Origin of the sequence: Streptomyces sp. cg40, from assembly GCF_050320165.1 — a bacterium.
Lineage (GTDB): Bacteria > Actinomycetota > Actinomycetes > Streptomycetales > Streptomycetaceae > Streptomyces > Streptomyces hokutonensis.
On sequence record NZ_CP190128.1, the window covers coordinates 3,598,144 to 3,619,552 of the forward strand.

General features: G+C 70.9%; 21 protein-coding genes and 1 pseudogene. 8 read left to right on the plus strand and 14 right to left on the minus strand.

Annotated features, from left to right (window positions below):
- Positions 1-5: 5 nt before the first annotated feature.
- A complete protein-coding gene (locus ACQHII_RS15645; RefSeq protein WP_427919883.1) occupies positions 6-896 on the plus strand; it encodes an aminoglycoside phosphotransferase family protein in 891 nt (296 codons plus the stop codon).
- Here ACQHII_RS15645 and ACQHII_RS15650 read toward each other — a convergent pair.
- Positions 893-1,879 (minus strand): LLM class flavin-dependent oxidoreductase, encoded by a 987-nt coding sequence (locus ACQHII_RS15650; protein WP_427919884.1) that lies wholly within the window; start codon positions 1,877-1,879, stop codon positions 893-895. The two genes, ACQHII_RS15645 and ACQHII_RS15650, sit on opposite strands and share 4 nt — an antisense overlap.
- A 132-nt stretch (positions 1,880-2,011) precedes the next feature.
- Here ACQHII_RS15650 and ACQHII_RS15655 point away from each other — a divergent pair, with 132 nt between their 5' ends.
- The 4 genes and pseudogenes from ACQHII_RS15655 to ACQHII_RS15670 all read left to right on the plus strand — a co-directional run bounded on the left by ACQHII_RS15655 (position 2,012) and on the right by ACQHII_RS15670 (position 7,156).
- Positions 2,012-4,183, plus strand: coding sequence for an McrB family protein (locus tag ACQHII_RS15655; RefSeq protein WP_427919885.1), 2,172 nt, complete (start codon positions 2,012-2,014; stop codon positions 4,181-4,183).
- Positions 4,180-5,451 carry an McrC family protein gene (locus ACQHII_RS15660; RefSeq protein ID WP_427919886.1) on the plus strand — a complete coding sequence of 424 codons (1,272 nt, stop codon included), beginning with the start codon at positions 4,180-4,182 and terminating at the stop codon, positions 5,449-5,451. Before ACQHII_RS15655 ends, ACQHII_RS15660 begins: the two co-directional genes overlap by 4 nt.
- Before the next feature lie 69 nt (positions 5,452-5,520).
- Positions 5,521-6,562 (plus strand): annotated as a pseudogene (locus ACQHII_RS15665) (phosphatidylinositol-specific phospholipase C domain-containing protein).
- A gap of 36 nt (positions 6,563-6,598) precedes the next feature.
- Positions 6,599-7,156, plus strand: coding sequence for a GH25 family lysozyme (locus tag ACQHII_RS15670; protein WP_427919887.1), 558 nt, complete (start codon positions 6,599-6,601; stop codon positions 7,154-7,156).
- Positions 7,157-7,163: 7 nt separating this feature from the next.
- Here ACQHII_RS15670 and ACQHII_RS15675 read toward each other — a convergent pair whose 3' ends face one another.
- From ACQHII_RS15675 to ACQHII_RS15690, 4 genes are all read right to left on the minus strand, one after another.
- On the minus strand, positions 7,164-7,613 hold the full coding sequence (locus ACQHII_RS15675; RefSeq protein ID WP_427919888.1) for a hypothetical protein: 450 nt from the start codon (positions 7,611-7,613) through the stop codon (positions 7,164-7,166).
- 62 nt (positions 7,614-7,675) lie between these two features.
- On the minus strand, positions 7,676-8,374 hold the full coding sequence (locus ACQHII_RS15680; RefSeq protein WP_427919889.1) for an NADPH-dependent F420 reductase: 699 nt from the start codon (positions 8,372-8,374) through the stop codon (positions 7,676-7,678).
- A 34-nt stretch (positions 8,375-8,408) separates the two neighbouring features.
- The gene (locus ACQHII_RS15685) at positions 8,409-8,978 is read right to left on the minus strand and encodes a GNAT family N-acetyltransferase (RefSeq protein ID WP_427919890.1); all 570 of its coding nucleotides are present in this window, start codon (positions 8,976-8,978) and stop codon (positions 8,409-8,411) included.
- A gap of 46 nt (positions 8,979-9,024) precedes the next feature.
- Complete coding sequence (locus ACQHII_RS15690) at positions 9,025-9,702, minus strand: FadR/GntR family transcriptional regulator (RefSeq protein WP_427919891.1); 678 nt, start codon at positions 9,700-9,702, stop codon at positions 9,025-9,027.
- A 192-nt stretch (positions 9,703-9,894) separates the two neighbouring features.
- Between ACQHII_RS15690 and ACQHII_RS15695 the strand changes: the two genes are divergently transcribed.
- Together ACQHII_RS15695 and ACQHII_RS15700 are read left to right on the plus strand one after the other, a co-directional pair.
- Complete coding sequence (locus tag ACQHII_RS15695) at positions 9,895-11,493, plus strand: 2-isopropylmalate synthase (protein ID WP_427919892.1); 1,599 nt, start codon at positions 9,895-9,897, stop codon at positions 11,491-11,493.
- Entirely contained in the window at positions 11,490-12,341 is an 852-nt protein-coding gene (locus ACQHII_RS15700) for an ABC transporter ATP-binding protein (protein WP_427919893.1), read from the plus strand. The genes ACQHII_RS15695 and ACQHII_RS15700 overlap by 4 nt, the downstream gene beginning before the upstream one ends.
- A 60-nt stretch (positions 12,342-12,401) precedes the next feature.
- Here ACQHII_RS15700 and ACQHII_RS15705 read toward each other — a convergent pair whose 3' ends face one another.
- Positions 12,402-12,614, minus strand: coding sequence for an EF-hand domain-containing protein (locus ACQHII_RS15705; protein ID WP_200715263.1), 213 nt, complete (start codon positions 12,612-12,614; stop codon positions 12,402-12,404).
- Positions 12,615-12,662: 48 nt separating this feature from the next.
- Positions 12,663-13,580, minus strand: coding sequence for a MerR family transcriptional regulator (locus ACQHII_RS15710; protein WP_427919894.1), 918 nt, complete (start codon positions 13,578-13,580; stop codon positions 12,663-12,665).
- 57 nt (positions 13,581-13,637) lie between these two features.
- Between ACQHII_RS15710 and ACQHII_RS15715 the strand changes: the two genes are divergently transcribed.
- Positions 13,638-14,273: a GNAT family N-acetyltransferase gene (locus ACQHII_RS15715; RefSeq protein WP_427919895.1), complete on the plus strand. Its 636-nt coding sequence runs from the start codon at positions 13,638-13,640 to the stop codon at positions 14,271-14,273.
- A 3-nt stretch (positions 14,274-14,276) separates the two neighbouring features.
- On the opposite strand, the gene ACQHII_RS15720 is transcribed toward ACQHII_RS15715, so the two are convergent.
- From ACQHII_RS15720 to ACQHII_RS15750, 7 genes are all read right to left on the minus strand, one after another.
- Positions 14,277-14,885, minus strand: a complete 609-nt coding sequence (locus tag ACQHII_RS15720; protein ID WP_427919896.1) for an ADP-ribosyltransferase — start codon at positions 14,883-14,885, stop codon at positions 14,277-14,279.
- Positions 14,886-14,996: 111 nt separating this feature from the next.
- On the minus strand, positions 14,997-16,190 hold the full coding sequence (locus ACQHII_RS15725) for a hypothetical protein (RefSeq protein WP_427919897.1): 1,194 nt from the start codon (positions 16,188-16,190) through the stop codon (positions 14,997-14,999).
- Positions 16,190-16,975, minus strand: coding sequence for a polysaccharide deacetylase family protein (locus tag ACQHII_RS15730; RefSeq protein WP_427919898.1), 786 nt, complete (start codon positions 16,973-16,975; stop codon positions 16,190-16,192). The genes ACQHII_RS15725 and ACQHII_RS15730 overlap by 1 nt, the downstream gene beginning before the upstream one ends.
- A gap of 111 nt (positions 16,976-17,086) precedes the next feature.
- On the minus strand, positions 17,087-17,590 hold the full coding sequence (locus tag ACQHII_RS15735; protein ID WP_019074483.1) for an ATP-binding protein: 504 nt from the start codon (positions 17,588-17,590) through the stop codon (positions 17,087-17,089).
- A 285-nt stretch (positions 17,591-17,875) separates the two neighbouring features.
- A complete protein-coding gene (locus tag ACQHII_RS15740; protein ID WP_317887425.1) occupies positions 17,876-18,643 on the minus strand; it encodes an enoyl-CoA hydratase/isomerase family protein in 768 nt (255 codons plus the stop codon).
- An 85-nt stretch (positions 18,644-18,728) separates the two neighbouring features.
- Positions 18,729-19,985 (minus strand): L,D-transpeptidase, encoded by a 1,257-nt coding sequence (locus ACQHII_RS15745; RefSeq protein ID WP_427919899.1) that lies wholly within the window; start codon positions 19,983-19,985, stop codon positions 18,729-18,731.
- Between the two features lie 167 nt (positions 19,986-20,152).
- Positions 20,153-21,385, minus strand: a complete 1,233-nt coding sequence (locus ACQHII_RS15750) for a L,D-transpeptidase (protein WP_427919900.1) — start codon at positions 21,383-21,385, stop codon at positions 20,153-20,155.
- Positions 21,386-21,409: the final 24 nt, after the last annotated feature.

Below are 21,409 nucleotides of genomic sequence, written 5' to 3' on the forward strand. Positions count from 1 at the left end.
GAAAGATGACCATCGATTCCGCACTCGTCGGCCGGCTGCTCGCCACGCAGTTCCCGCAGTGGGCCGGCCTGCCCCTGACCCTGGTGGAGCAGGGCGGCGCGGATCACGTCATCCACCGCCTCGGCGAGGCGATGTCCGTACGGCTGCCCCGCAGCGACTGGGCGGACGGAGAGGCCGCCAAGCAGCACACCTGGCTCCGGCAGCTGGCCCCGCGCCTGCCGCTGCCCGTCCCGGAACCGCTGGGGCTCGGCACACCGGGCTGCGGCTACGAGTGGCACTGGTCCGTCACCCGCTGGCTGGACGGGACCACGGCGAGCGTCGACGACCTCGCGGATCCGGACCAGACCGCCCGTCAACTCGGCGCATTCTTGCGGGCGTTGCACGAGATCCCGCCCGCCGGGGAGCTCGTCCCCGGTGTCCACCCCGAGCTGGCCCGCGCCCCGCTGGCCGACCGCGACGAGGCGACCCGTGCGGCGATCGACGCGGTGGCCGGGGTGTTCGACGCCGCCGCGATGACCGAGGTCTGGGACAACGCGCTGAGCGCGCCCGCGTGGGGCCGCGAACCGGTGTGGTGCCACGGGGACTTCCACACGGGCAACCTGCTCACCGTCGACGGCCGGCTCTCCGCCGTCATCGACTTCGGCGGCGTGGGCATGGGCGATCCGGCCTGCGACCTGGTCATCGCCTACACCCTGCTGTCGGCCACCACCCGCCCGGTCCTCCGCTCCGTCCTCGGCCTGGACGACGCCACCTGGACCCGCGGCATGGGCTGGGCCCTGACCACCGGCCTGAACGCCTACACGAGTTACGCGGCCACCGAACCCCGCGTCGCCCGGCAGACGACCCGCCAGCTCACCGAGGTCCTCACCGAACACACCGCGCCCCAGGCCTTTTAGCCGAAGGCAGGCAGCACCTCCCGCTCGAACAACCGCAGACTCGACCACGCCAGCTCCATCGGCATGCCCCCGCACAGCGGATGGAACTGGGTGAACGGCCTTGGCGCGGCCTTGAGTTCACGTACGAACGCCTCGGGCGTCAGCACCCGGTACTGCTCGCCGCGCCGCAGCTCCGCCAGCCCCTCGGCCGTACGGAAGGGTGCCGCCACGTCGTCCTGGGCCTGCCAGACCCCGTAGGCGTTGGTCTCGTGCAGGAAGTACGGCGCCATCCGCTGCCAGCCCGCGTCGGGGTCCTCGGCGAGGGCGACGACCCGGTTCGGCCCGATCGGGCTGGGGCCGGGGTCGGGGCGGCCCAACTTGCCCACCTCGTCCCGGTAGTGGTCCCACACCTCGGGCACCGAGGGCACGAACCCGTCGGCGATACGGGCCGCCCGCCGCGCCGCCGGTTCACTGCTGCCGCCGAGCAGCACGGCGGGGCCGCCCGGCCGGTACGGCGCGGGCGTGACGCGCACCGTGCGGCCCCGGTAGGTGAACGGCTCCCCGGTGAACGCCGACTTGAGGGTGGTCACCACCTCGGTGACCCGCCTGGCGCGCTCGTTCATCGGCACGCCGAACATCGCGAACTCCTCGCGCACATAGCCGCCCGCGACGATCAGATCGACGCGCCCCCGGCTGATGTTGTCGAGGACCGCCAACTCCTCGGCGAGGCGCAGCGGATCGTGGAACGGCGCGATCAACGCGGCGACCAGGAACCGGACTTGCTCCGTGCGGGCGGCCATCGCCGCGAGCATCTGGACCGGGCTGGGCAGATAGCCGTCCGGCGAACCGTGGTGCTCGGACACGGTGATCCGGGTGCAGCCGAGCCCGTCGGCCCACTCGGCCATGTCCAGGGCCGCCGCGTACCGGTCCGCCATGGACGTGCCGGCCGACTCGGGGTTGCGGAAGTCGAAGCGAAGCGCGAACTCCAGGCCAGGACGATCCATCCTTCGAGGATATGATTCTCGTCAAGCGAAATGCAATACGCCTATCACGATAACCACATTCTCTCCAGCCGTCGGTCCACCCCACCGAACCCCCTTCTACTGTGGGCAGTTCAAGCACAGGGGGTGGACGTCGTGGCAGCAGGACCCGAGGGCGCCGAGGTCGTGGCGGCGGTGCAGCACGTGTTCCGGGACGGGCTGCTGAGCGGCAAGTCCGCGTTCGCGCCCGAGTGGGAGGCGTGGACCGAGCCGACGGCCGCCGATCTGCGCGCCCGTTTCGTGGACCAGCCGGACGAGTCGTCGGACACGTTCCTGGTGAAGTTGCGCCGCCAGCTCGACGGCGCGCCGGACGGCACGATCGCCCTGGCGGCCGAGCTGCTGTACGTGAACATGGCGCCGCTGGTGCCCGAGCAGATAGGGCTGCCCAAGAAGCGGGAGATCATCGGCGAGGTGCTGTCCTGGGCCGGCCGGCCGGTGTCGGTCCCGGCGGAGCTGGAGAGCGGGCTCGGCGGGTTCATCAACGGCGGACAGGGCTTCCTGAACTACCGCTGGGCGCAGTTCCAGATCCTGGTCCTGCTGGTGGAACGCCTCGCCGGACTGCCGCGCCCGGAAAGGGAGTCGATACTCGCCGACCCCTGGCGGTTCCGCGCCGAGTGCCTCGCGATCCAGGAGGCGGAGGGGCACAAGAAGGGGCGCGCGCAGATCCACATCCTGCTGTACCTGCTCTTCCCGGACGTGTTCCAGCCCATCGCCAGCGTCCATCACAAGCAGGAGATCCTCCAGGCCTTCGCCGCCGACCTGCCCGAGCCGACCGGCGACCAGGACAAGGATCTGTTCGCCCTCTGCCGGGTCCTGGAGGCACGGTCGGGTGCGCCGGTCGACTTCTACGCCGAGCCCTGGCAGGGGAGTTGGCGCCGGCGCGCGGCCGAGCACGCGCAACGCGGCTGGCTGGTGCGCGGCTACAACGTGGACGGCGCCAACCTCGTACCGGCCTGGCTCGACCGGGGCTACTGCTCACTGGCCTGGCGGGACGTCCCGGAGATCCCCGCCGACGCCACCAAGACGCAGGTCCAACGGGCGGTCGCGGAGGCGATGCCGGACGCCAGCGCCCAACTGCGCGGCCAGGCCACCTACCAACTCCACGCGTTCCTCTCCGTGATGAAACCCGGCGACGTGATCGTCACCGTCACCCCGCACGACGTCCACGTCGGCACCCTCCAGGGCCCGCCGACGTACGACCTCTCCGACGGACCCGACAACGCCCGCCGCCGTACGGTGCGTTGGGCCACGACCGGGCGGCCCCTGGAGCGGGCACGGCTGCCCGAAGCCGTGCAGGCGCAGTTGACCCGGCCGCCGGCGGTCTACGACATCAGCAGCGTCGCCGCCGAACTCGCCGAGCAGGCGGGCCTGGAGAACGCGGTGGCGGAGAAGCTGATCGAGGCCGATGTCACGAAGCCGCTCGAACTACCCTCCGTCACCGAGGAGTTGGCGGCACAGCTGCTGATGCCGCTGGACTGGCTGCGGGAGACGGCCGAACTGCTCCAGGAGCAGCGGCAGTTGGTCTTCCACGGCCCGCCCGGCACCGGGAAGACCTACCTCGCCCGCGCGCTGGCCCGCCATCTGGCCGGCCCCGACCGGGTGGAGCTCGTACAGTTCCACCCCTCCTACACCTACGAGGACTTCTTCGAGGGGTTCCGTCCCGGCAAGGGCGAGAACGGCTCGGTGGTGTTCGACCTCCAGCCGGGCCCCCTGAAGCTGCTCGCCGAGCGGGCCCGCCAGGACCCGTCGAACCCGTACGTCCTGGTCGTCGACGAGATCAACCGGGCCAACCTCGCGAAGGTCTTCGGCGAGCTGTACTTCCTGCTGGAGTACCGCGAGGAGCCGGTGACCACGCAGTACAGCCCGCTCGACCCGTTCCATCTCCCGGGCAATCTCCTCGTCATCGGCACCATGAACACCGCCGACCGCTCGATCGCGCTCGTGGACGCGGCGATGCGCCGCCGCTTCGCGTTCCGCCGGCTCTCCCCCGAACTGCCGCCGGTGCGCGGCCTGTTGGAGCGCTGGCTGCACGCCCGCGGCCTGCCCGACACGGCGGCCCGGCTGCTGGACGCGCTCAACTCCCGCCTGGGCGACGCCGACCGGGCCATCGGACCGTCGTACCTGATGAAGCCGTCCGCGGCCCGCCCGGAAGGCCTCGGCCTCATCTGGCGCACCCAGATCCTGCCCCTCCTGGAGGACCAGCTCTACGGCACCGGCGTCGACGTCGAGGAGGAGTACGGCCTCGCCGCGCTGCTGGAGGAGCGGTGAGCGCCGAGCCCCTGAGGCTCACCGTCGACGAGACCGGCCCCGGCATCGTGCGCGAGCTGACCGGGGACCAGCTCGCCGCGCTGCTCGGTGTGCCCGGTCTGGTGCGGCTGAGCCCGGCCGCCGGCGGGCGGTGGCGGCTGGCCGGCAACCAGAAGACGGGCCTGGTGCGGCTGCGCACCCCCTCAGGCGCCACGGTCCAGCTCCGGCTGCGCCCCAAACTCCCGGTCCGCAACCTGCTGTTCCTGCTCGGCCACTCCCCCACCGACCCCTGGCTGAACGAGACCGTCGAGGCCGCCGAGGCGGACGATCTGCTGCCCGCCCTCGCCGACCTCCTCGCCCGCGTCACCCGCCGCACCCTGGACTCCGGCGTCCTGCACGGCTACCGCACGGTCGAGGAGGAACTGCCCCTGATCCGCGGCCGGATCCGCACGGCGGACCAACTGCGCCGCGTCGGCCTCCCCCTCCCGGTCGCCGTCCGCTACGACGACCACACCCCGGACATCGCCGAGAACCGCATCCTGCTGGCGGCCCTGCACCGCGCCGCCCGGCTGCCCGGACTCCCCCCGCGCACCGGCCTCGCGCTGCGCCATCTCGCCCACCACCTCGACGGCGTCCACCCGCTGCCGCCCGGCGCGCCCCTCCCCCGCTGGACCCCCAACCGCCTCAACTCCCGCTACACACCGGCTCTCCGGCTCGCGGAACTCCTGCTGGCCGACCGCTCACTCGACGCGGACGACGGCCAACTCCCCACCACCGCCGACGGATTCGTCCTCGACATGCCGGCCGTCTTCGAACGGTTCCTCACCACGGCGCTCACCACCGCCCTGGCCCGGCGCGGAGTCCGCTGCGCCGCCCAGGAACAGCACCACCGCCTCGACCGGGCGGGACAGGTCCGGCTGCGCCCCGACCTCGTCCTGTACCGGGCGGGCCGTACCGTCTCCGTAGTCGACGCGAAGTACGCGGCCCGGCACTCCCCCGCGCCGCCCACCGAACACCTCTACCAACTCCTCGGCTACTGCGTGGCGTTGGGACTCCCGCACGGGCACCTCGTCTACGCCGCGACGAGCGGGGACGGGCAGGGTGGGAACGGCCCGTCGGAGCACGCCGTCCGCCGCGTCGGCATCACCGTCACGGCCCACGCCCTGGACCTCGGCCGGACACCCGCCCAACTCCTCACCGAAGTCTCCGACCTGGCCGACCGAATCACGGCCGCAGCGGTGCCGGACGGTGCGGAAGCCGATGTTCCTCCAGGGGCTACCCGGGAGTAACCGCTTCGCCCTACGCTGCTGCCGCCACCAAGGCTCCAACCAGGCCACGGCAAAGGGGACTTGAGACTCATGAAGGCGACAAGACGGCTGGCGGCGCTGCTCGCCGGGACGGCCCTGCTGCTGACGGGGGCGGTCGGCAACGCCCACGCGGCGGCGCCGAAGTTCTCGGAGACGACGACGATCGGCACGCACAACGCGTACGAGAAGGACAAGTACACGTACTGGGCGCAGGCGCTGGACTCCGGGGGCCTCGCTGCTCGAACTGGACGTCTACGTCGACAGCCTGAGCAAGCGGTGGCGGGTCAGCCACAGCGACCTGTTCGCCAACGACAACAACTGCGAGTACGCGAGCACCCCCGCCGACCTGTACAGCAAGGACCGCAACCAGGATCTCGGCAGCTGCCTGGACAACATGGCCGCCTGGAACACCCTGCACCCGGACCACGCGCCGATCATCGTCAAGGTGGAGATGAAGGTGGGCTTCAACCAGACGATCGGTCTCGGCCCGACGGCGTTCGACACCCTGGTCTCGCAGAAGCTCGGCAGCAGCGTCTACAAGCCGTCCGACCTGCTCGGCTCCTCGTACTCCACGCTCGACGCGGCCGCCAGGGCGAACGCGTGGCCCTCCCGTGACGACCTCAAGGGCAAGTTCATCTTCGAACTGATCCCGGGCACGGTCGAGCAGGCCAACCCCTTCGACCACTACTGGACCGACCAGGAGTACGGCGACCATCTGCGCGACCTGTACGCGGCCGGCACGATCTCCCAGGCGCAGGCCTTCCCGGCCGTACTCGGCGCGGCGAACGGCGATCCGCGGTCGACCCGTTGGACCTCTGACACCTCGATCCGCCCCTGGTTCGTCTTCTTCGACGGTGACGCGGCGACATACGTCAACAACGGCTACGACACGTCGTTCTACTCCGCGAACCACTACATCCTGATCATGACGGACGCGTACGCGGTGGCCCCGGCGATCTCCTCGACCGCCCCCACGGACGCGGAAGCAGCCGCCAAACTGGCACTCCTGGCCGCCGATCACGCAAGTGTGATCACCTCTGACTGGTCGGCGAAATCGGCGGCGGTACTCGGTTCGGTGACCACCAGAAGCTGAGGTTCCGGATGCCGGGGAGGGGGCACAAGTCCCCCTATGTTGCATGGCATCGACGTAAGCGCGTACCAGTCCACGGCGTACAGCACGACCGGCTCCTCCTTCGTCTTCATCAAGGCGACGGAGGGCCGCTCGTACGTCAACCCGAGACTCACCGCCCAGACGAAGACGGGCCGTGACGCGGGACTGGTCGTCGGCTTCTACCACTTCCTCTGGCCCGGCGACATCACGGCCCAGGCGGAGTACTTCGTGAGCAAGGCCCCCGAAAAGGCGGGCGACCTGCTCGCCGTCGACTGGGAGACCACCGGCGACGGCACCCACGCCTCCAACGCGGAGAAGGACAGCTTCATCCGCAAGGTGAAGGCACTGCGGCCGGACAACCGGGTGGTCCTCTACTGCAACCGCACGTTCTGGCTGACCGTCGACAAGACCTCCTACGCGGGCGACGGCCTGTGGATCGCCGACTACACGACGGCGGGCAAGCCCCGCATCGAGGCCGACTGGGTGTTCCACCAGTACACGTCCGACCCGCACGACAAGAACGTGGCCGACTTCGCGAGCAACGCGGCACTCCGGTCGTGGGCCACGAGCGCCTGAGGCCGACTCACTCGGCCCGGCGGCGGATCCCGGCCAGCAGGCGGCGCACACCGGCCGCGTGGCCGCCGCTGCCGATGACGAGAAGGCGGTAGACGGCGCCGGCCGGGCCCGGGAACACCGCCCGGGTCTCGGCCCGCAACCGGGTTCGCCCCGGGGCGAGTTCGTCGAGCCGGAAGACGAACGCGTAGACCGAGAACCGATGGGAGCCACGCAGCACCAGCTCCTCGCCCGGAACCGCGCCGACCACCCGGAAGCCGGGGAACGCCGAGCCCTCGGCCAGTGGTCGCGGCCCTGCGACCGCCCGGTCGACGCACCCCACCAACCGCGCGTAACGGGCCGCCCCCGGGCGGGAGCAGGTTCGGTCCAGCGTCTCGGTCAGGGCGCGCCAGACCTCGTCGACGCCCGCCGCGACCACCGTCGCGTGCTCGTCGACACGGGGCAGGGCATCGACCTCCACCAGGGCCTCCCTCGGGCTCCGAGCCGCGGTCCGGCAACAACCGTAGAGGACAAGGGGAGTTGTCAGCCCCCGAGGTCCCCCGTCCGCTCCGGCGAAGCCTCCGCCAGAGCCTTCGTGACTCCGTCCACGCCTTCCCTCAGGCCGTAGACCGGCGTCCCCGGCTCCTGGCGCCAGGACTCGTCCAGGCTGCCCGCGTCGACCGTGTCGAAGCCGAGCTCGTCGATGAGGGCCCTGACCACGCGCTTCGCGGCCTCGTCGTCGCCGGCGACCGGGAGCGCGAGGCGGTCGGGGGCGCCGGCGGGGCGGTGCCGGTCCAGGATGTCCTGGGCGTAGGTGCCGTTGAAGGCCTTGACGACGGTGTGGCCGATCCGCTCCGACGTCCAGCGGCTCCCGGTGAGGCCGTCGTCGAGGATGGCGGCGATCCGGCCGTCCCGGCCGATGTAGTAGTTGCCGGTGTCGATGACGGCGAAGTTCTCCGCCGCGTCGTCGAACAGCCCCTTCGGCAGGTTCGGTACGGCCTTCAGCGGGACGGCGATCACGACGACCTCGGCCCCGCGCGCCACCTCCTCCACCGGTACGGGCGTCGCGCCCGTCTCCTCGGCCAGCGCGGTGAGCGTCCGCGGGCCGCGCGAGTTGGCGACGGAGACGTCGTGCCCGAGTGCGGTGAGCCGCCGGGCGAGGTTGCCGCCGATGTGTCCCGCGCCGATGATGCCGATCTTCATGACAGACCCTTCGCCGATCCGGAATCCATGCACGCGCATGCTTCCGGTCGCGAGAACCCCGGCCGCCCGCCCGCTATTCCGGACCGCCGCCGTCCGAGTGAAGGGGCGGGGCGGCCGGGGGCCGCATGCCGAGCCACTGCTCGGCACCCCAGGCCTCGAACCGCTCCACCTCCACGAATCCCAGCCTCGCCGCGAGCCGCATCGAACGGGCGTTGGCGGTCTGGGTGGTGAGCACCACCGGCTCGCCCGGAAGCACGCCGGCGAGCCAGTCGAGTGCCGCCGCGCACGCCTCGGCCGCGTACCCGAACCCCCACGCCCGCGGCAGGAACATATAGCCCAGATCGGCCTTCCCCACGGCGGCCGGCCGGCTGTGCCCCGTCGCGGTCGTCCTCCTGAGCAGGATGTGCCCGATCATCGCCCCGTCGAGCTCGACGACCAGACCCCCCGGCCACCGGGCGGGGATCGCGGGCACCTCTTGCTCCAGCTCGGCCCGCGGCCGGGCACCGCCGAGATAGGTGTGCACCTCGGACGAGGCGAGCAGTTCGACGAACACCGCCCGGTCCCGCGCCTCGGACTCACGGAGCAGCAGCCTCTCGGTCCGGATCGGCTCGGGCGGCCAGGCCACGCTTCCAAGATCTTCCATCGGCGCACGCTAACAGTCGGCCGAGCGGGCCCACCAGGGAATGCGCCTACTCCCCGAACGGATCCTCCAGCTCCGCCCGCAGCACCTCCGCCGCCGTCTCCGCGTCCCCCTCCGCGACCGCCCTGACCAGGGCCTCGTGCGCCCCGTCCCCGGTGTTCGGATCGCGCTCGCGCAGCCCGGTGAGGGCCAGCAGTTCCACCAGCCCCTCGCGCAGCACCGGCCTGAACTGGCCGAAGAGATCGGCGAGTACGGGGTTGTGCGCGGCGGCGACCACGGCCGCGTGGAACGCGATGTCCGCGTCGACGAACGCCGTGTCGTCGGCCCCGGCGGCGGCCCGCCGTCCCTCCAGCGCGCGCTCGATCGCCGTCACGTCCTCGGGCGTACGGCGGCGGGCCGCGAGCCGGGCCGCCTGGACCTCGACGCCCATCCGCACCTCGTAGACGTCGGTCACCGCGGCCCGCCGCAGCCGGGTCGGCCAGTCCTCGGCGGGTTCGGTGGCGATCACGAACACGCCGGCGCCCTGCCGGGGCCGGACCAGCCCCGCCCCGGCGAGCGCCCGCAGGGCCTCGCGGACCGTGGAGCGGCCCACGCCCAACTCCGTGGCGAGGGTGGTCTCGCCGGGGAGTCTGGTGCCGACCGGCCACTCACCGGCGGCGATCTGCGCGCGCAGCCGGGCGGCGGCCTGTTCGACGAGGGGACTGGGGCGGACGGGGCCCAGCGGCACGGCGGTTCACCAACCCGGTTGAGGAGATTCTCACTTGTCTGAGGACCTGAGGTGTGGATAGCGTACCGGCATGACGCTTCGCGGTCTCCTTCTTCTCGGCTGCCGCGGCGGGGCCTGACGCGACCGGCACCCCGCCGCGGGTCGCCGTGCTGCCGGTCACCGTCCGACCGAGCCGAGAGCAGTCAGCCGACGATGACCATCGCCCCATCCTTCCGCTGGAACCCCCAGCGCCCGAGCCCGATGCCGTACGACCGCTACCGCCCCTTCCATGACCGCGTGAACGTCCCTGTCGGGGACCGGAGTTGGCCCTCCGCCCGGATCGAGCGCGCGCCTCTCTGGGTCCCCGTCGATCTGCGCGACGGCAACCAGGCCCTCGCCGAGCCGATGGACACGTCCCGCAAGCGCCGGCTGTTCGACCTGCTGGTGGCGACCGGGTTCAAGGAGATCGAGGTCGGCTATCCCTCCGCGAGCCGCACCGACTTCGACTTCGTACGGCATCTGGCGGCCGGCGGGGCCGTGCCGGACGACGTCACTCCCGTCGTGTTCACCCCGGCCAGGCGGGAGTTGATCGACCGGACCTTCGACGCGATCGAGGGGCTGCCGCGTGCGGTGGTGCACCTGTACATCGCGACCTCCCCGGTGTGGCGGGAGGTGGTCCTCGGCCGCGACCGGGGCGAGTTGTGGGGGACCGTGCGCGCGGCGGCCGAGCACATGGCGCGCCGGGCCGGGGACGCGCCCGGGGTCCGTTTCCAGTTCTCCCCGGAGACCTTCAACCTCACCGAGCCCGACTTCGTCCTCGAACTGTGCGACGGGCTCACGGAGTTGTGGGACGCGAGCCCCGACCGCCCGGTCACGCACAACCTCCCGGCCACGGTCGAGATCGCGACGCCGAACGTCTACGCCGACCAGATCGAGTACGCCCACCGGAACCTGTCCCGGCGGGAGTCGGTGATCCTCTCGGTCCACCCGCACAACGACCGCGGTACGGGCGTGGCCTGCGCCGAACTCGCCGTCCTGGCCGGTGCGCAGCGCGTGGAGGGCTGTCTGTTCGGCAACGGGGAGCGCACCGGGAACGTCGACCTGGTGACCCTCGCCCTCAACCTGTTCGCCCAAGGAGTGGACCCCATGGTCGACTTCGGGGACATCGACGCGGTCCGGGAGACCGTCGAGCACTGCAACCGGCTGCCGGTGCACCCCCGGCACCCGTACGCCGGCGATCTGGTCCACACGGCGTTCTCGGGCACGCACCAGGACGCGATCAGCAAGGGCTTCGAGGAACACGCCCGCAGGGCGGCCGAGTCGGGGGTGTCCGAGGCGGCGGCTCCCTGGTCCGTCCCCTATCTGCCGATCGACCCGGCCGACGTGGGCCGTTCCTACGAGGCGGTGATCCGCGTCAACTCGCAGTCGGGCAAGGGCGGAACGGCGTATCTGCTGCGCGTGCACCACGGCCTCGACCTGCCGCCGCGCCTGCGGCCCGACTTCTCCCGGGTCGTCCAGGAGGCGACGGACGCGAGCGGGCGGGAGGCGGCGCCGAAGAAGCTGTACGAGCTGTTCCGGGAGACGTACGTGGTGGAAGGCCCCCTGGAACCGGGCGCGTACCCGGACCCGGCCGCCGTGGTCGACGCGCTCGCGCGCAGCGGGCACACCGTCGACGTCCTGGAGCTCGTCGAGGACGGCACGGCCGCCTATGCCGAGTGCCGGGTGGACGGGGTCACGGTGTGGGGCGCGGCACAGGGCCCGGCGGCCTCCGTACCGGCCGTCCTCTCGGCGGTGAACCGGGGGCTGCGGTGACCGGCGTACCGACCGACGCGCGGACCGAAGTACTGCGTGCCGAGGACGTACGGGTCGTCCGCGACGGGCGGCCCATCCTCGCGGAGGTGTCCCTCACCGTCCGGGCCGGCGAGCACTGGGCGCTGCTGGGCGCCAACAGGGCGGGAAAGTCAACCCTGTTGAGCCTGCTCGGGGCGGTCGTCCATCCGACCGGCGGGACGGTGGAGGTGCTCGGCCGCCGGCTGGGCCGGGTCGACGTACGGGAGTTGCGGTCGTACGTGGGGCACGTCGACCCCCGGCATCCGCTCGCCGAACCGCTGCGGGTCCGCGAGGTGGTGCTGACCGGGCTGACCAACTCCGTGGCCCTGCTGCCGCGTTGGCGGCCGACACCGGAGCAGGAGGCGCGGGCGGAGCGGCTCATCGGGACGCTGGGGCTGGCGGAGCTGCGGGACGCCCGCTGGCCGACGCTCTCCCAGGGGCAGCGCGGCCGGACCCTGATCGACCGGGCGCATGGGGGTACCTCCCGGTTCGAGCGCAGCCGAGAACTGGGGGAGCCCGAGCCCCGGCTCCTGCTGCTGGACGAACCGGCCACCGGCCTCGATCTGCCGGGCCGGGAGCGGCTGCTCGACGCTCTGGACGGGCTGCGCCGGGAGCATCCGCGGCTGGCCACCGTCCTGGTCACCCACCACCTGGAGGAACTCCCGGCCGGCACCACCCACGCCCTGCTGCTGCGCGACGGCCGCCCCCTCGCGCAGGGTCCGGCGGCCGAGGTCCTCACCAGCGACCAGGTCGGCAAGTGCTTCGACCTGCCGCTGGTCCTGGAGCGGCACGAGGGCCGCTGGAGCGTACGGATCAGGCACCGGCGGTGAACGAGAGGGGCGCCCGTCCACCGAAGGACGGGCGCCCCTTTCGCTCGGGTCACTCCCGGGTCACTTGTTCAGGTGGGCCCAGAACTCGTCGAACGACAGGACCTTGTCCCCGTTGAGGTCCCGCGTCTTGATGATGGCCTCGGCGACCGACTCGGTCACGTTCCAGTCGCCTCCCTGTGCCAGGGCGGTCTTGAACTCGGCCGCGGTGATGAAGCCGTCACCGTCCGTGTCGATCCGCTGGAAATGCTTGCGTGCTTCCTCGATGTCCGCCACCGGATCCGCCCCTTCGTAACGCTTTACTGCCTGTTGACGGAGGCCAGATTAACCGGCCGCCCGCGCACGCAGTGCGGCGACCACCCACGCGAACTCCTCGCGGTGCGCTCCGGCGGGCCCGGAGCCCTTCACCGTGGACAGCAGCTCCCGGTACCGGGCCAGCCGGTCGTTGGCCGCCGACTCCATCCGCTCCAGCACGACGGCCGGATCGCCGCCGTCCCCCAGCACCTCCCGTACGATCTCCGCCGCCTCCGGAGACTCGGGGGCGATCCCCCGCTGCCGGGCCTCCCCGCCCAGCTGCACCAGGCGCATGGGGAACCAGGTGGCCCGCCCGGGTGCGGCGCTGCGGCCCTGGTCCGCCGAGTTGAACTCCATGACCTTCCGCATCTCCCCCCGGAACTCCGGGTCCTGCACCATCTCCGCCAACTCCACCCAGGCGTCGACCTGTTCGGGGGTCGGATCGTCCGGCAGGTCCACCGCGATGGTGCGCATCCGCTCCTCGATGGACGGATCCACGGTGTCGAGGCCGTGGAACAGCTCGTCCACGAACTCCTCCATGATCCGCCTGCGTTCGGCTGCCGACAGCCGCGCCAGCTTGTTCATGAGCGTCATCTCCTCTGCGGTCGAACCGCGTCGCGCCACGGTCGACAGCACCGCGCGGGTCACCCGGAGCGCACGGATCTGCGCGTCCAGCGCCACCACATGGGCGGCGGCCACCTCCGCGACCGTCGTCTCCCCGGCCAGCACCTTGCGTACGTCGTCCAGGCCGAGGCCCAACTCCCGCAGGGTGCGGATCAGTTCGAGACGGGCGGCGCACTCGGCGTCGTAGAGCCGATAGCCGCCGGCGGAGCGGGTCACCGGGGTGAGGACGCCCTCGTCCGACCAGTAGCGGATGGTGCGCACGGTCAGTCCGGTGGCCCTGGCCAGCTCCCCGATGGTGAGCAGTGCGGTGCCGTCGTCGATCATGTCGTGAGTGTGGGCCTTCCAGTGGGTGGAGACTCAAGGAGTGCGAGGAGCACGGCGATGGAGACTCTCCGGGACATTCTCGACGCGGCGGCGCGGGGTGTCCTCCCGCCGCCGGACGGCCGTACGACCGTCGTGCCGCAGGCGTCCGAGCGGGACGCGGGGGTGCTCGCCTTCACGGCCCACGCGGTGGTCTTCGTCGACGAGGACCCGCAGTGGGTGTACGACACCCTGGCCGCCGTTCCCTGCGACGCGCTCGCGGCGCCGATGAACCCGCGGTTCCTGGCGGCCCTGCTCGACCGGACGGGCCGTACGGCGGAGACCGTCGACGCGATGCTCGTGGGCGCCCCGCTGCCGGGCGAACCGCCGCTCCCGCTGAAGGAGATCACGGACGGCGACCATCCGAGGATCGTGTACGCCCGCGGCCGGCGCGACGACGTGCGCGCGTGGACGACCGAGGGCGGGGTGCTGGTGACGGGCCGCGGGATCGCGGGCCGCCTGGAGGTCTCGGTCGAGATCGAGGAGGGCGTACGGCACCGGGGGCTGGGGCGCGCGCTGGTGGCCGCCGCGCGGCAGCTGTCGGCCGAGCCGCTGTGGGCGCAGGTGGCGCCGGGGAACGCCCGCTCGATGCGGGCGTTCCTCGCGGCGGGCTACCGTCCGGTGGGTGCGGAGGCGCTGCTGCTCGGCGCGCCCTGAGCGTCAGTGCCAGGGCTGGTAGTACGGGTTGCTCTCGCAGTCGCTCATGATCTCGACCTTGGTCTTCTTGTCGACCGGGCAGACACCGATGATGTACTGCCGCTTGATGCCGCCGGGGAAGGCGACCTCGACCTGGTCGGCCCACTTGTGGGTGTCGCCGATGGTCTTGTTGACGTCCACACCGCCGGGGGCGTCGATGTAGTAGTTGTAGCCCGACTTGTACCAGGTCTTGTACAGGTCGTGGTCGTAGGTCGTCGAGACGTACGGCGAGGGCTGGTTGACCAGGACGTACTTCTCGATGTCGTACTGCCCGTTGATGACGTCCTTGGGAGCGAAGCCCTGCTCGAAGACGACCGCCGGGCCGCGGCTGTCGCTGCGGTAGAGGGTGCCGCACGTGGTGCGCCAGACCGGGTCGGGGGTGATGCGGGAGATGTCCACGCGGTCGTCGACGGCGGCCGTCGCCGGGTCGGCGACCACGGGACAGGCGGGCGCGGCGGCCCGGACCGGCGTGCGGGTGGTGTGGACGGGGGCGGTGGCGGCGGTCGTGGCGAACACGGCCGCGAGGGACAGGACGGCGGCAGCGGTCCGTCGCCGCAGATGCAGGGTGATCATGCGGGGCACGATTCCGGTTCTGCGACGGCGGACCGTGGATCATCACCCGTACGGGGCGTGTCCAACTGACCGCATTTCAATCCGACTTCAGCACTTCAGCACTTCAGCACTTCAGCGGAAGATGCCGGTGTGGCCGAGCGAGTAGCGGCCGGGCTGCGGGTAGACGGCGAGGCCGTGCGGGCCACCGCCGACCTTGATGCGGGCGAGCTGGGTGCCGGTGCGGGTGTCGATGGCGTACACCTCGGAGTTGTAGCGGCCGGACAGCCACAGGACCTTTCCGTCGGCCGAGACACCGCCCATGTCGGGGCTGCCGCCGTGCGGCAAATGCCACTTCTTGGTCAGCCTGTTCTTCGTGAAGTCGAAGATGGAGATGGAGCCCTCGCCCCGGTTGGAGATGTACATCTCGCGCGAGTCCCGGCTGATGTAGAGGCCGTGGCAGCCCTTTCCGGTGGGCAGGAAGTCCGGCTTGGCGAAGGTGTCGCCGTTCAGCACCCACATGCCGCCCGCCATCATGTCGGCGATGTAGAATCGCTTGCCGTCGGGCGAGATCTTGACGTCCTGCGGCATCGAGCCGTGGAACGGCAACTTCTGCTGCCCGATCACCTTCATCTTCTCGGTGTCGACCTTGAGCAGTTCGCCGCTGAACTCGCAGGAGACGATGAAGTAGCGGCCGTCCGTGGAGAAGTCGGCGTGGTTGACGCCGTAGCAGCTGACCGGAACCGCCTTCACCGTCTTCATGGTGTGCGCGTCCCGGAAGACCAACTGCCGGTCGAGGGAGGCCATCACGATCGCGTACTTGCCGTTCGGCGTGAAGTACAGGTTGTACGGGTCGTGCACGTCAACCGGCTTGCCCGCCCTGCCCGTTCGCGGGTCGATGGGCGTCAGGGTGTTGCCGCGGTCGTTGTTGACCCACAGGGTCTTCAAGTCCCATGAGGGGACGACGTGTTGGGGCTGGACCCCGACCGGGATGGTCTCGACGACCTTGTACGTCTTCGGGTCGATCACCGAGACCGTGTTGGAGCCGGTGTTGGGGACGTAGACCCGGGACGGGAAGTCCCGTACCACCGAGGAGAGTTGATTGGGCCGGTCGGCCGCGTACACGTCGGCCGGGTCGAGCACCGGCGGCATTCCGGGCAACCCCTTTGCCACCTGCGGCTGTTGCTTCTTCTGCTGCTGCGGCTGGAGCGCGGCCTTGGTGCCGAGGGCCTCGTCGGCGTGGTCCTGCGAACCGCAGCCGGCGAGGGCGGCCAGTGCGGCGAGGGCGGCGCCGGAGACCAGGGCGCGGGTGAGGAGGGTGGATCGCATCAGCTCAGCAGCTCCGTGGTCGTCACCGCGCGCAGTCCGCGGCGGTCGAGTTCTTGCAGTACGGCGGGGAGCGCGGCGACCGTGCCGGCGTACCCGAAGTGCATGCTCACGACGGAGCCGTCGCGGACCTCGGCGAGCACCTTGCGGGTGACGGCGGGGGCGCCGGGCTCGGTGAAGTCGAGCGAGTCGACGTCGTAGGAGAGCACGTGCGGGTAGCCCACGCGGTGGGCCAGGCGCTGGACGAGGGGGGACGCGGCCGGGGCGCGCGAGGGCCTGAACCAGGTGCCGATCGAGCCGGTGAGCCGCTTGAGGCGCTCGGCGCAGCCGGTGATCTCGGCCAGCGCGTCGGCCTCGGACAGGGTGTTGACGGCGATGTGCCGCTGGGTGTGGTTGCCGAGGTCGTGGCCGCCGTCGAGGATGCGGCGGGCCATCTCGGGGTGGGTGTCGAGCCAGGTGCCGACGGCGAGGACGGTGACGCGGGCGCCGTGTTTCTCCGCCTCGGTGAGAAGGGCGGTGGCGATCTTGGGGTCGCCCTGGCCGTGGAAGGTGAGCGCGATCCGGGGGCGGTCGCGCGGTCCGTGGGTGATCTGCGCGGGCTGCCGGGGGAAGGCGCGCGGGGCGGGAGCGGTGAGCGGGGTCGCCTTGGCGGCGGGGGCGCGGGCGGGCGCGGCGGGGGCTGCGGCGGGGCCGGTCGTGGCACATCCGGCGGCGAGTGCGCCCCCGGCGACGAGCCCGGCACCCGCACGCAACGCCGTACGGCGGTCGGTCGTGGTCACCCGGTCCATTTAAGGGGCGTTGAGCAAGAAAGCGGGGCATTAACCCGATCGAGGGACCCTCACGGGTCGCACTCCGAACAGGAGTCCTACGACGGTTTTCGCTTCGGCGCTACGACCGTTTCAGCGGTCGGCGACCCGCATCTCGAACCACGTCGTCTTGCCCCGCGGGAGCAGATCGACGCCCCAGCGGTCGGAGAGTTTGTCGACGAGGAAGAGACCGCGACCGCTCAAGTCCATTTCCTGGACCGGCATCAGACAGGGCAGGCCTCTGGAGGGATCGCGGACCTCGACGCGGATCCAGCCGCGGCGGCGCTTCATCCGCAGTCCGAACACCCGGGCGCCCGTGTGCCGTACGGCGTTTCCGACCAGTTCCGAAACCAGCAGGACGGCGTCCTCGGTCATTTTCGGGCTGAGGCCCCAGTGCCGCAGGACGACGATCTGGGTGAGCCGGCGGGCCGCGGCGGCGGACTCGGGGCGGGACGGGAGCGGAACCTCTGCCTCCGTCGGATCGCCGAACAACTCGATCGCTTTGAGTGCCCGCTCGTCCTCGACCGCAGGCGACCAGCGCGCCGCGGTCGCACGGCCTTGTCCCCGCGGCTGTCCGATACCTTCCAGCCCCGCCATGCGTCCATCATGGCCGCCACGGACGGCCTCCGGGGCGGTTCCGGAGGAATACGCCCCCCGGAAGCACCCGTTCCGCGACATCCGATTGACATATGCCAAGGGCATTTCGGTCTCGGCCGCGACCCCTCCGACCTGCGGTGAAGGCTCTGTTGGCGGCAATCGACAGACTCCCTCGACAAGGCAGGCTTAAGGTCACCTTAAGGTTCCCATAAACCATCCTGTCGAGGTACCTGTATGAGACATCGCGTCAATTGCAAGTGGCTGAGCGGTATTTGACCGTCCGGTTCAGCGGAACTTCGCCTTGCCGGGACCCTCTTCGACGAAACTGCGCATCCCGATCTCACGGTCCTCGGTCGCGAACAGCCCCGCGAACCAGGTCCGTTCGACCGCGAGCCCGGTCTCGATGTCCGTCTCCAGACCGGTGTCGATCGCTTCCTTCGCCGCACGGAGCGCGATCGCCGGTCCCTGCGCGAGCCGCGCCGCCCACGCGTGCGCCTCGGTGTACACCTCGGCGGCCGGCACCAGCCGGTCCACCAGGCCCAGTTGGAGCGCCTCGTCGGCCTTGACCATACGGCCGGTGAAGATGAGGTCCTTCGCCTTCGAGGGGCCGATCAGCCGGGCCAGCCGCTGGGTGCCGCCCGCGCCCGGAATCAGACCGAGCAGGATCTCCGGCTGCCCCAGCTTGGCGTTGTCCGCCGCGATCCGGAAGTCCGCGCACAACGCCAACTCGCAGCCCCCGCCCAGCGCGTAGCCGGTGACGGCCGCGACCACCGGCTTGGGGATCCGGGCCACCGCGGTGAACGAGTCCTGGAGCGCGCGCGAGCGCACGACCATCGCCGCGTGGTCCATGCGCTGCATCTCCTTGATGTCCGCGCCCGCCGCGAACACCTTCTCCCCGCCGTAGATCACCACGGCCCGCACGTCCTCGCGGCGCGTGGCCTCCTCGGCGAGCTCCTTGAGGCGGTCCTGGGTGGCGGTGTCCAGCGCGTTCATCGGCGGGCGGTCGAGGCGGATGGTGCCGACGCCCTCGGCGACTTCGAGATTCACGGTCATGCACGCAGGTTAACCGCCGCTAACGACAACGGGCCCGGTGCTGTCGGTCACAGCACCGGGCCCGCAGTACGTCGCTAGGAAACTGTCACGCGGTCCACTTGGCCCACGACATGTTCCAGCCGTTGAGCCCGTTGTCGGGTGCCACGGTCGCGTCGTTGGAGTTCTTGACGACCACGACGTCACCGAGGATCGAGTGGTTGAAGAACCACGCGGCCGGAACGGTCTTGCTGTAACCGCCCTTGACGTCCCGCAGGCCTATGCAGCCGTGGCTGGCGTTGTAGTTGCCGAAGGCGTCGCCGCCCCAGTAGTTGCCGTGGACGAAGGTGCCGGAGTCGGTCAGGCGGGTGGCATGCGGGACGTCCTTGATGTCGTACTCGCCGCCGTAGCCGACCGTGTCACCGTTCATCCGGGTCACGGTGAGCTTCTCGCTCATGACCATCTGGCCGTTCCAGGTGTCGTAGCCGGGCTTGCCGGTGGTGACCGGGATGGTCTTGATGGTCTTGCCGTCCTGGGTGACCTTCATCGTGTGCTTCTTGGCGTCGACGATGGAGACCTGGTTGCGGCCGATGGTGAACCTGACCGTCTTGGTCTGCTTGCCGTAGACGCCCGAACGGCCTTCGACGCCGTCGAGGTTGAGCTTGATCGTGACCTTGGTGCCGGACTTCCAGTAGTTCTCGGGGCGGAAGTCGAGGCGGTCGTTGCCGAACCAGTGACCCTCGACGTCGACGGCCGGCGAGGTCGTGATGCTGATGGCCTTCTTCACGTCCTCGGGGTGTGTGATGCCCCGGGTGAAGCGGATGGAGAACGGCATGCCGACGCCGACCGTGGAGCCGTCCTCGGGGGTGAAGTAGCCGACGAAGGTGTTCGCGGGGGTCAGCGTGGTGAAGCTGGAGTCCTCTGCGGCGACGCGGCCCGCGGAGTCCTTGGCGACCGCGTGCACGGTGTACTTGGTGGAGGCGGCGAGATGCGTCGCGGGAGTCCAGGTCGCGCCACCGCCGGTGATCGCGCCGTCGACCTCGGCGCCACCGGCGTCCTTCACGGTGACCTCGGTCAACTTGCCCTTCGCGGCGCTGATCTTGAGGGCGCCGCTCGTGTCGACGGACTTCGAGCCGTCCTTGGGGGCGATGGTGACGACCGCCTGCGACTGCTTGGTCTGGGCCGTGTCCGAGCCCTTGCCCTTGGCATCGCCGGAGCCGGACCCGGAACCGGAGTTGGAGCCGCCGCCACCGCCTCCGCACGCGGTGACGGCGAGCAGCAGCACGCCGAGGATCAGCGCCAGCAGGCCCTTGCTTCTCCGGCCGCGCGCGTCAACCGACGCCCCCGATATCGGTCGCACGTTCAAGACTTTCTCCCCTCGCCGGGCCCGGTCCGGCCCGCACCCCTTTGCGCATCTGACGTGCGCGTCCGCGCATATTAACCGCCAGGATTTGAGCTTCGTGTCAGGTGATTGTCACCGTTCGGTCGCAACTTCAACTGTCGCCTGACACGGGGAGCCCACCCCTTCTCCGGTCACTTGAGCGAGCTGCCCGCCTTCCACTCCTTCCAACCCATGTTCCACCCGCCGAGGCCATTGTCCGGAGCGACCTGTTTGTCGTTGCTGTGCACGACCTCGACGACGTCCCCGACGATGCTGCGGTCGAAGAACCACCCGGCCGGGGTGTCCGAGCCGCCGCCCTTCACGTCCCGCAGCCCCACGCACCCGTGGCTGACGTTGACGTGCCCGGGGGCGTCCGGCGCCCAGTAGTTGCCGTGCAGGAAGGTGCCGGAGTCGGTGAGCTTCATGGCGTGCGGGACGTCGGGGATGTCGTACTCGCCGCCGAAGCCGACCGTGCGGCTGTTCATGCGGGTCACCTCCAGCATCTCCATGACCACCATTTTCCCGTTGTACGTCGTCCTTCCGGGGGCGCCGGCGGTGATCGGCACGGTGGCCAGGAGGTCGCCGTCGCGCCGTACCTCCATGGTGTGTTTGGCCGCGTCGACCAGGGAGACCTGGCTGCGTCCGACGGTGAAGGAGAACGTCTTGTACTGGAGGCCGTAGACGCCGGGTGCGCCCTCGACGTCACGGAGGCGGAGGGAGACGGTGACCTGGGTGCCGGGTTTCCAGTAGGACTCGGGGCGGAAGTCGAGGCGGGCGTTGCCGAACCAGTGGGGGCGGACCTCGACGGCCGGCTTCGCGGTGACGTGGATCGCGCGCTCGACGGCGGCCCGGTTCTCGATCTCCCGGTTGAAGCCGAGGGAGACGATCATTCCGGTGCCGACGGTGGCGCGGTTCTCGGGGGTGACGTAGCCGATGAACCGTTCGCCGGGGACGTACGTCGTGAACGTGGTGTGCCGGGCGGAGCGGCGGCCGTCGCCGTCGAGGGCGACCGCGTCGACGGTGTAGCGGGCGGCCAGGGCGAGTTTCGGGTCCTCGGGTTCCCAGCGCAGTCCGTCGTCGGAGATACGGCCCGGGACGGGGGTGTCCTGGGCGTCCTGCTCCTTGACGACCTGCACCGACTCCAGGCGCCCGCTGGGCACCTTGACCAGCAGCCGCTGGTCGGGTTTGACGCCCTTGGCGGTGTCGTCGGGCGAGATCCGGATCACATCCTCGGGCGCCGGTGCCTTGCCGAAGAGCTCGTCGATGCCGCCCCCGCCCGATCCGTCGGAAGTACAGCCGGTGGCTCCGGCCAGCAGTCCTGCCCATGTCAGTACGGCGGCCAGTGCGACCCCTGCGCGCCGCGCGCGCCCTTGTGCATGCCTCACGGGGTGCCCAACGAGCGGCCCTGC

Coding starts and splice junctions, on each gene's coding strand:
- ACQHII_RS15695 (WP_427919892.1), top strand. CDS start 9,895: ATGACCATCGCCCCATCCTTCCGCTGGAACCCCCAGCGCCCGAGCCCG.
- ACQHII_RS15685 (WP_427919890.1), bottom strand. CDS start 8,978: ATGGAAGATCTTGGAAGCGTGGCCTGGCCGCCCGAGCCGATCCGGACC.
- ACQHII_RS15710 (WP_427919894.1), bottom strand. CDS start 13,580: ATGATCGACGACGGCACCGCACTGCTCACCATCGGGGAGCTGGCCAGG.
- ACQHII_RS15670 (WP_427919887.1), top strand. CDS start 6,599: ATGTTGCATGGCATCGACGTAAGCGCGTACCAGTCCACGGCGTACAGC.
- ACQHII_RS15680 (WP_427919889.1), bottom strand. CDS start 8,374: ATGCGCGTGCATGGATTCCGGATCGGCGAAGGGTCTGTCATGAAGATC.
- ACQHII_RS15715 (WP_427919895.1), top strand. CDS start 13,638: ATGGAGACTCTCCGGGACATTCTCGACGCGGCGGCGCGGGGTGTCCTC.
- ACQHII_RS15720 (WP_427919896.1), bottom strand. CDS start 14,885: ATGATCACCCTGCATCTGCGGCGACGGACCGCTGCCGCCGTCCTGTCC.
- ACQHII_RS15650 (WP_427919884.1), bottom strand. CDS start 1,879: ATGGATCGTCCTGGCCTGGAGTTCGCGCTTCGCTTCGACTTCCGCAAC.
- ACQHII_RS15735 (WP_019074483.1), bottom strand. CDS start 17,590: ATGGCGGGGCTGGAAGGTATCGGACAGCCGCGGGGACAAGGCCGTGCG.
- ACQHII_RS15730 (WP_427919898.1), bottom strand. CDS start 16,975: ATGGACCGGGTGACCACGACCGACCGCCGTACGGCGTTGCGTGCGGGT.
- ACQHII_RS15725 (WP_427919897.1), bottom strand. CDS start 16,190: ATGCGATCCACCCTCCTCACCCGCGCCCTGGTCTCCGGCGCCGCCCTC.
- ACQHII_RS15645 (WP_427919883.1), top strand. CDS start 6: ATGACCATCGATTCCGCACTCGTCGGCCGGCTGCTCGCCACGCAGTTC.
- ACQHII_RS15740 (WP_317887425.1), bottom strand. CDS start 18,643: ATGACCGTGAATCTCGAAGTCGCCGAGGGCGTCGGCACCATCCGCCTC.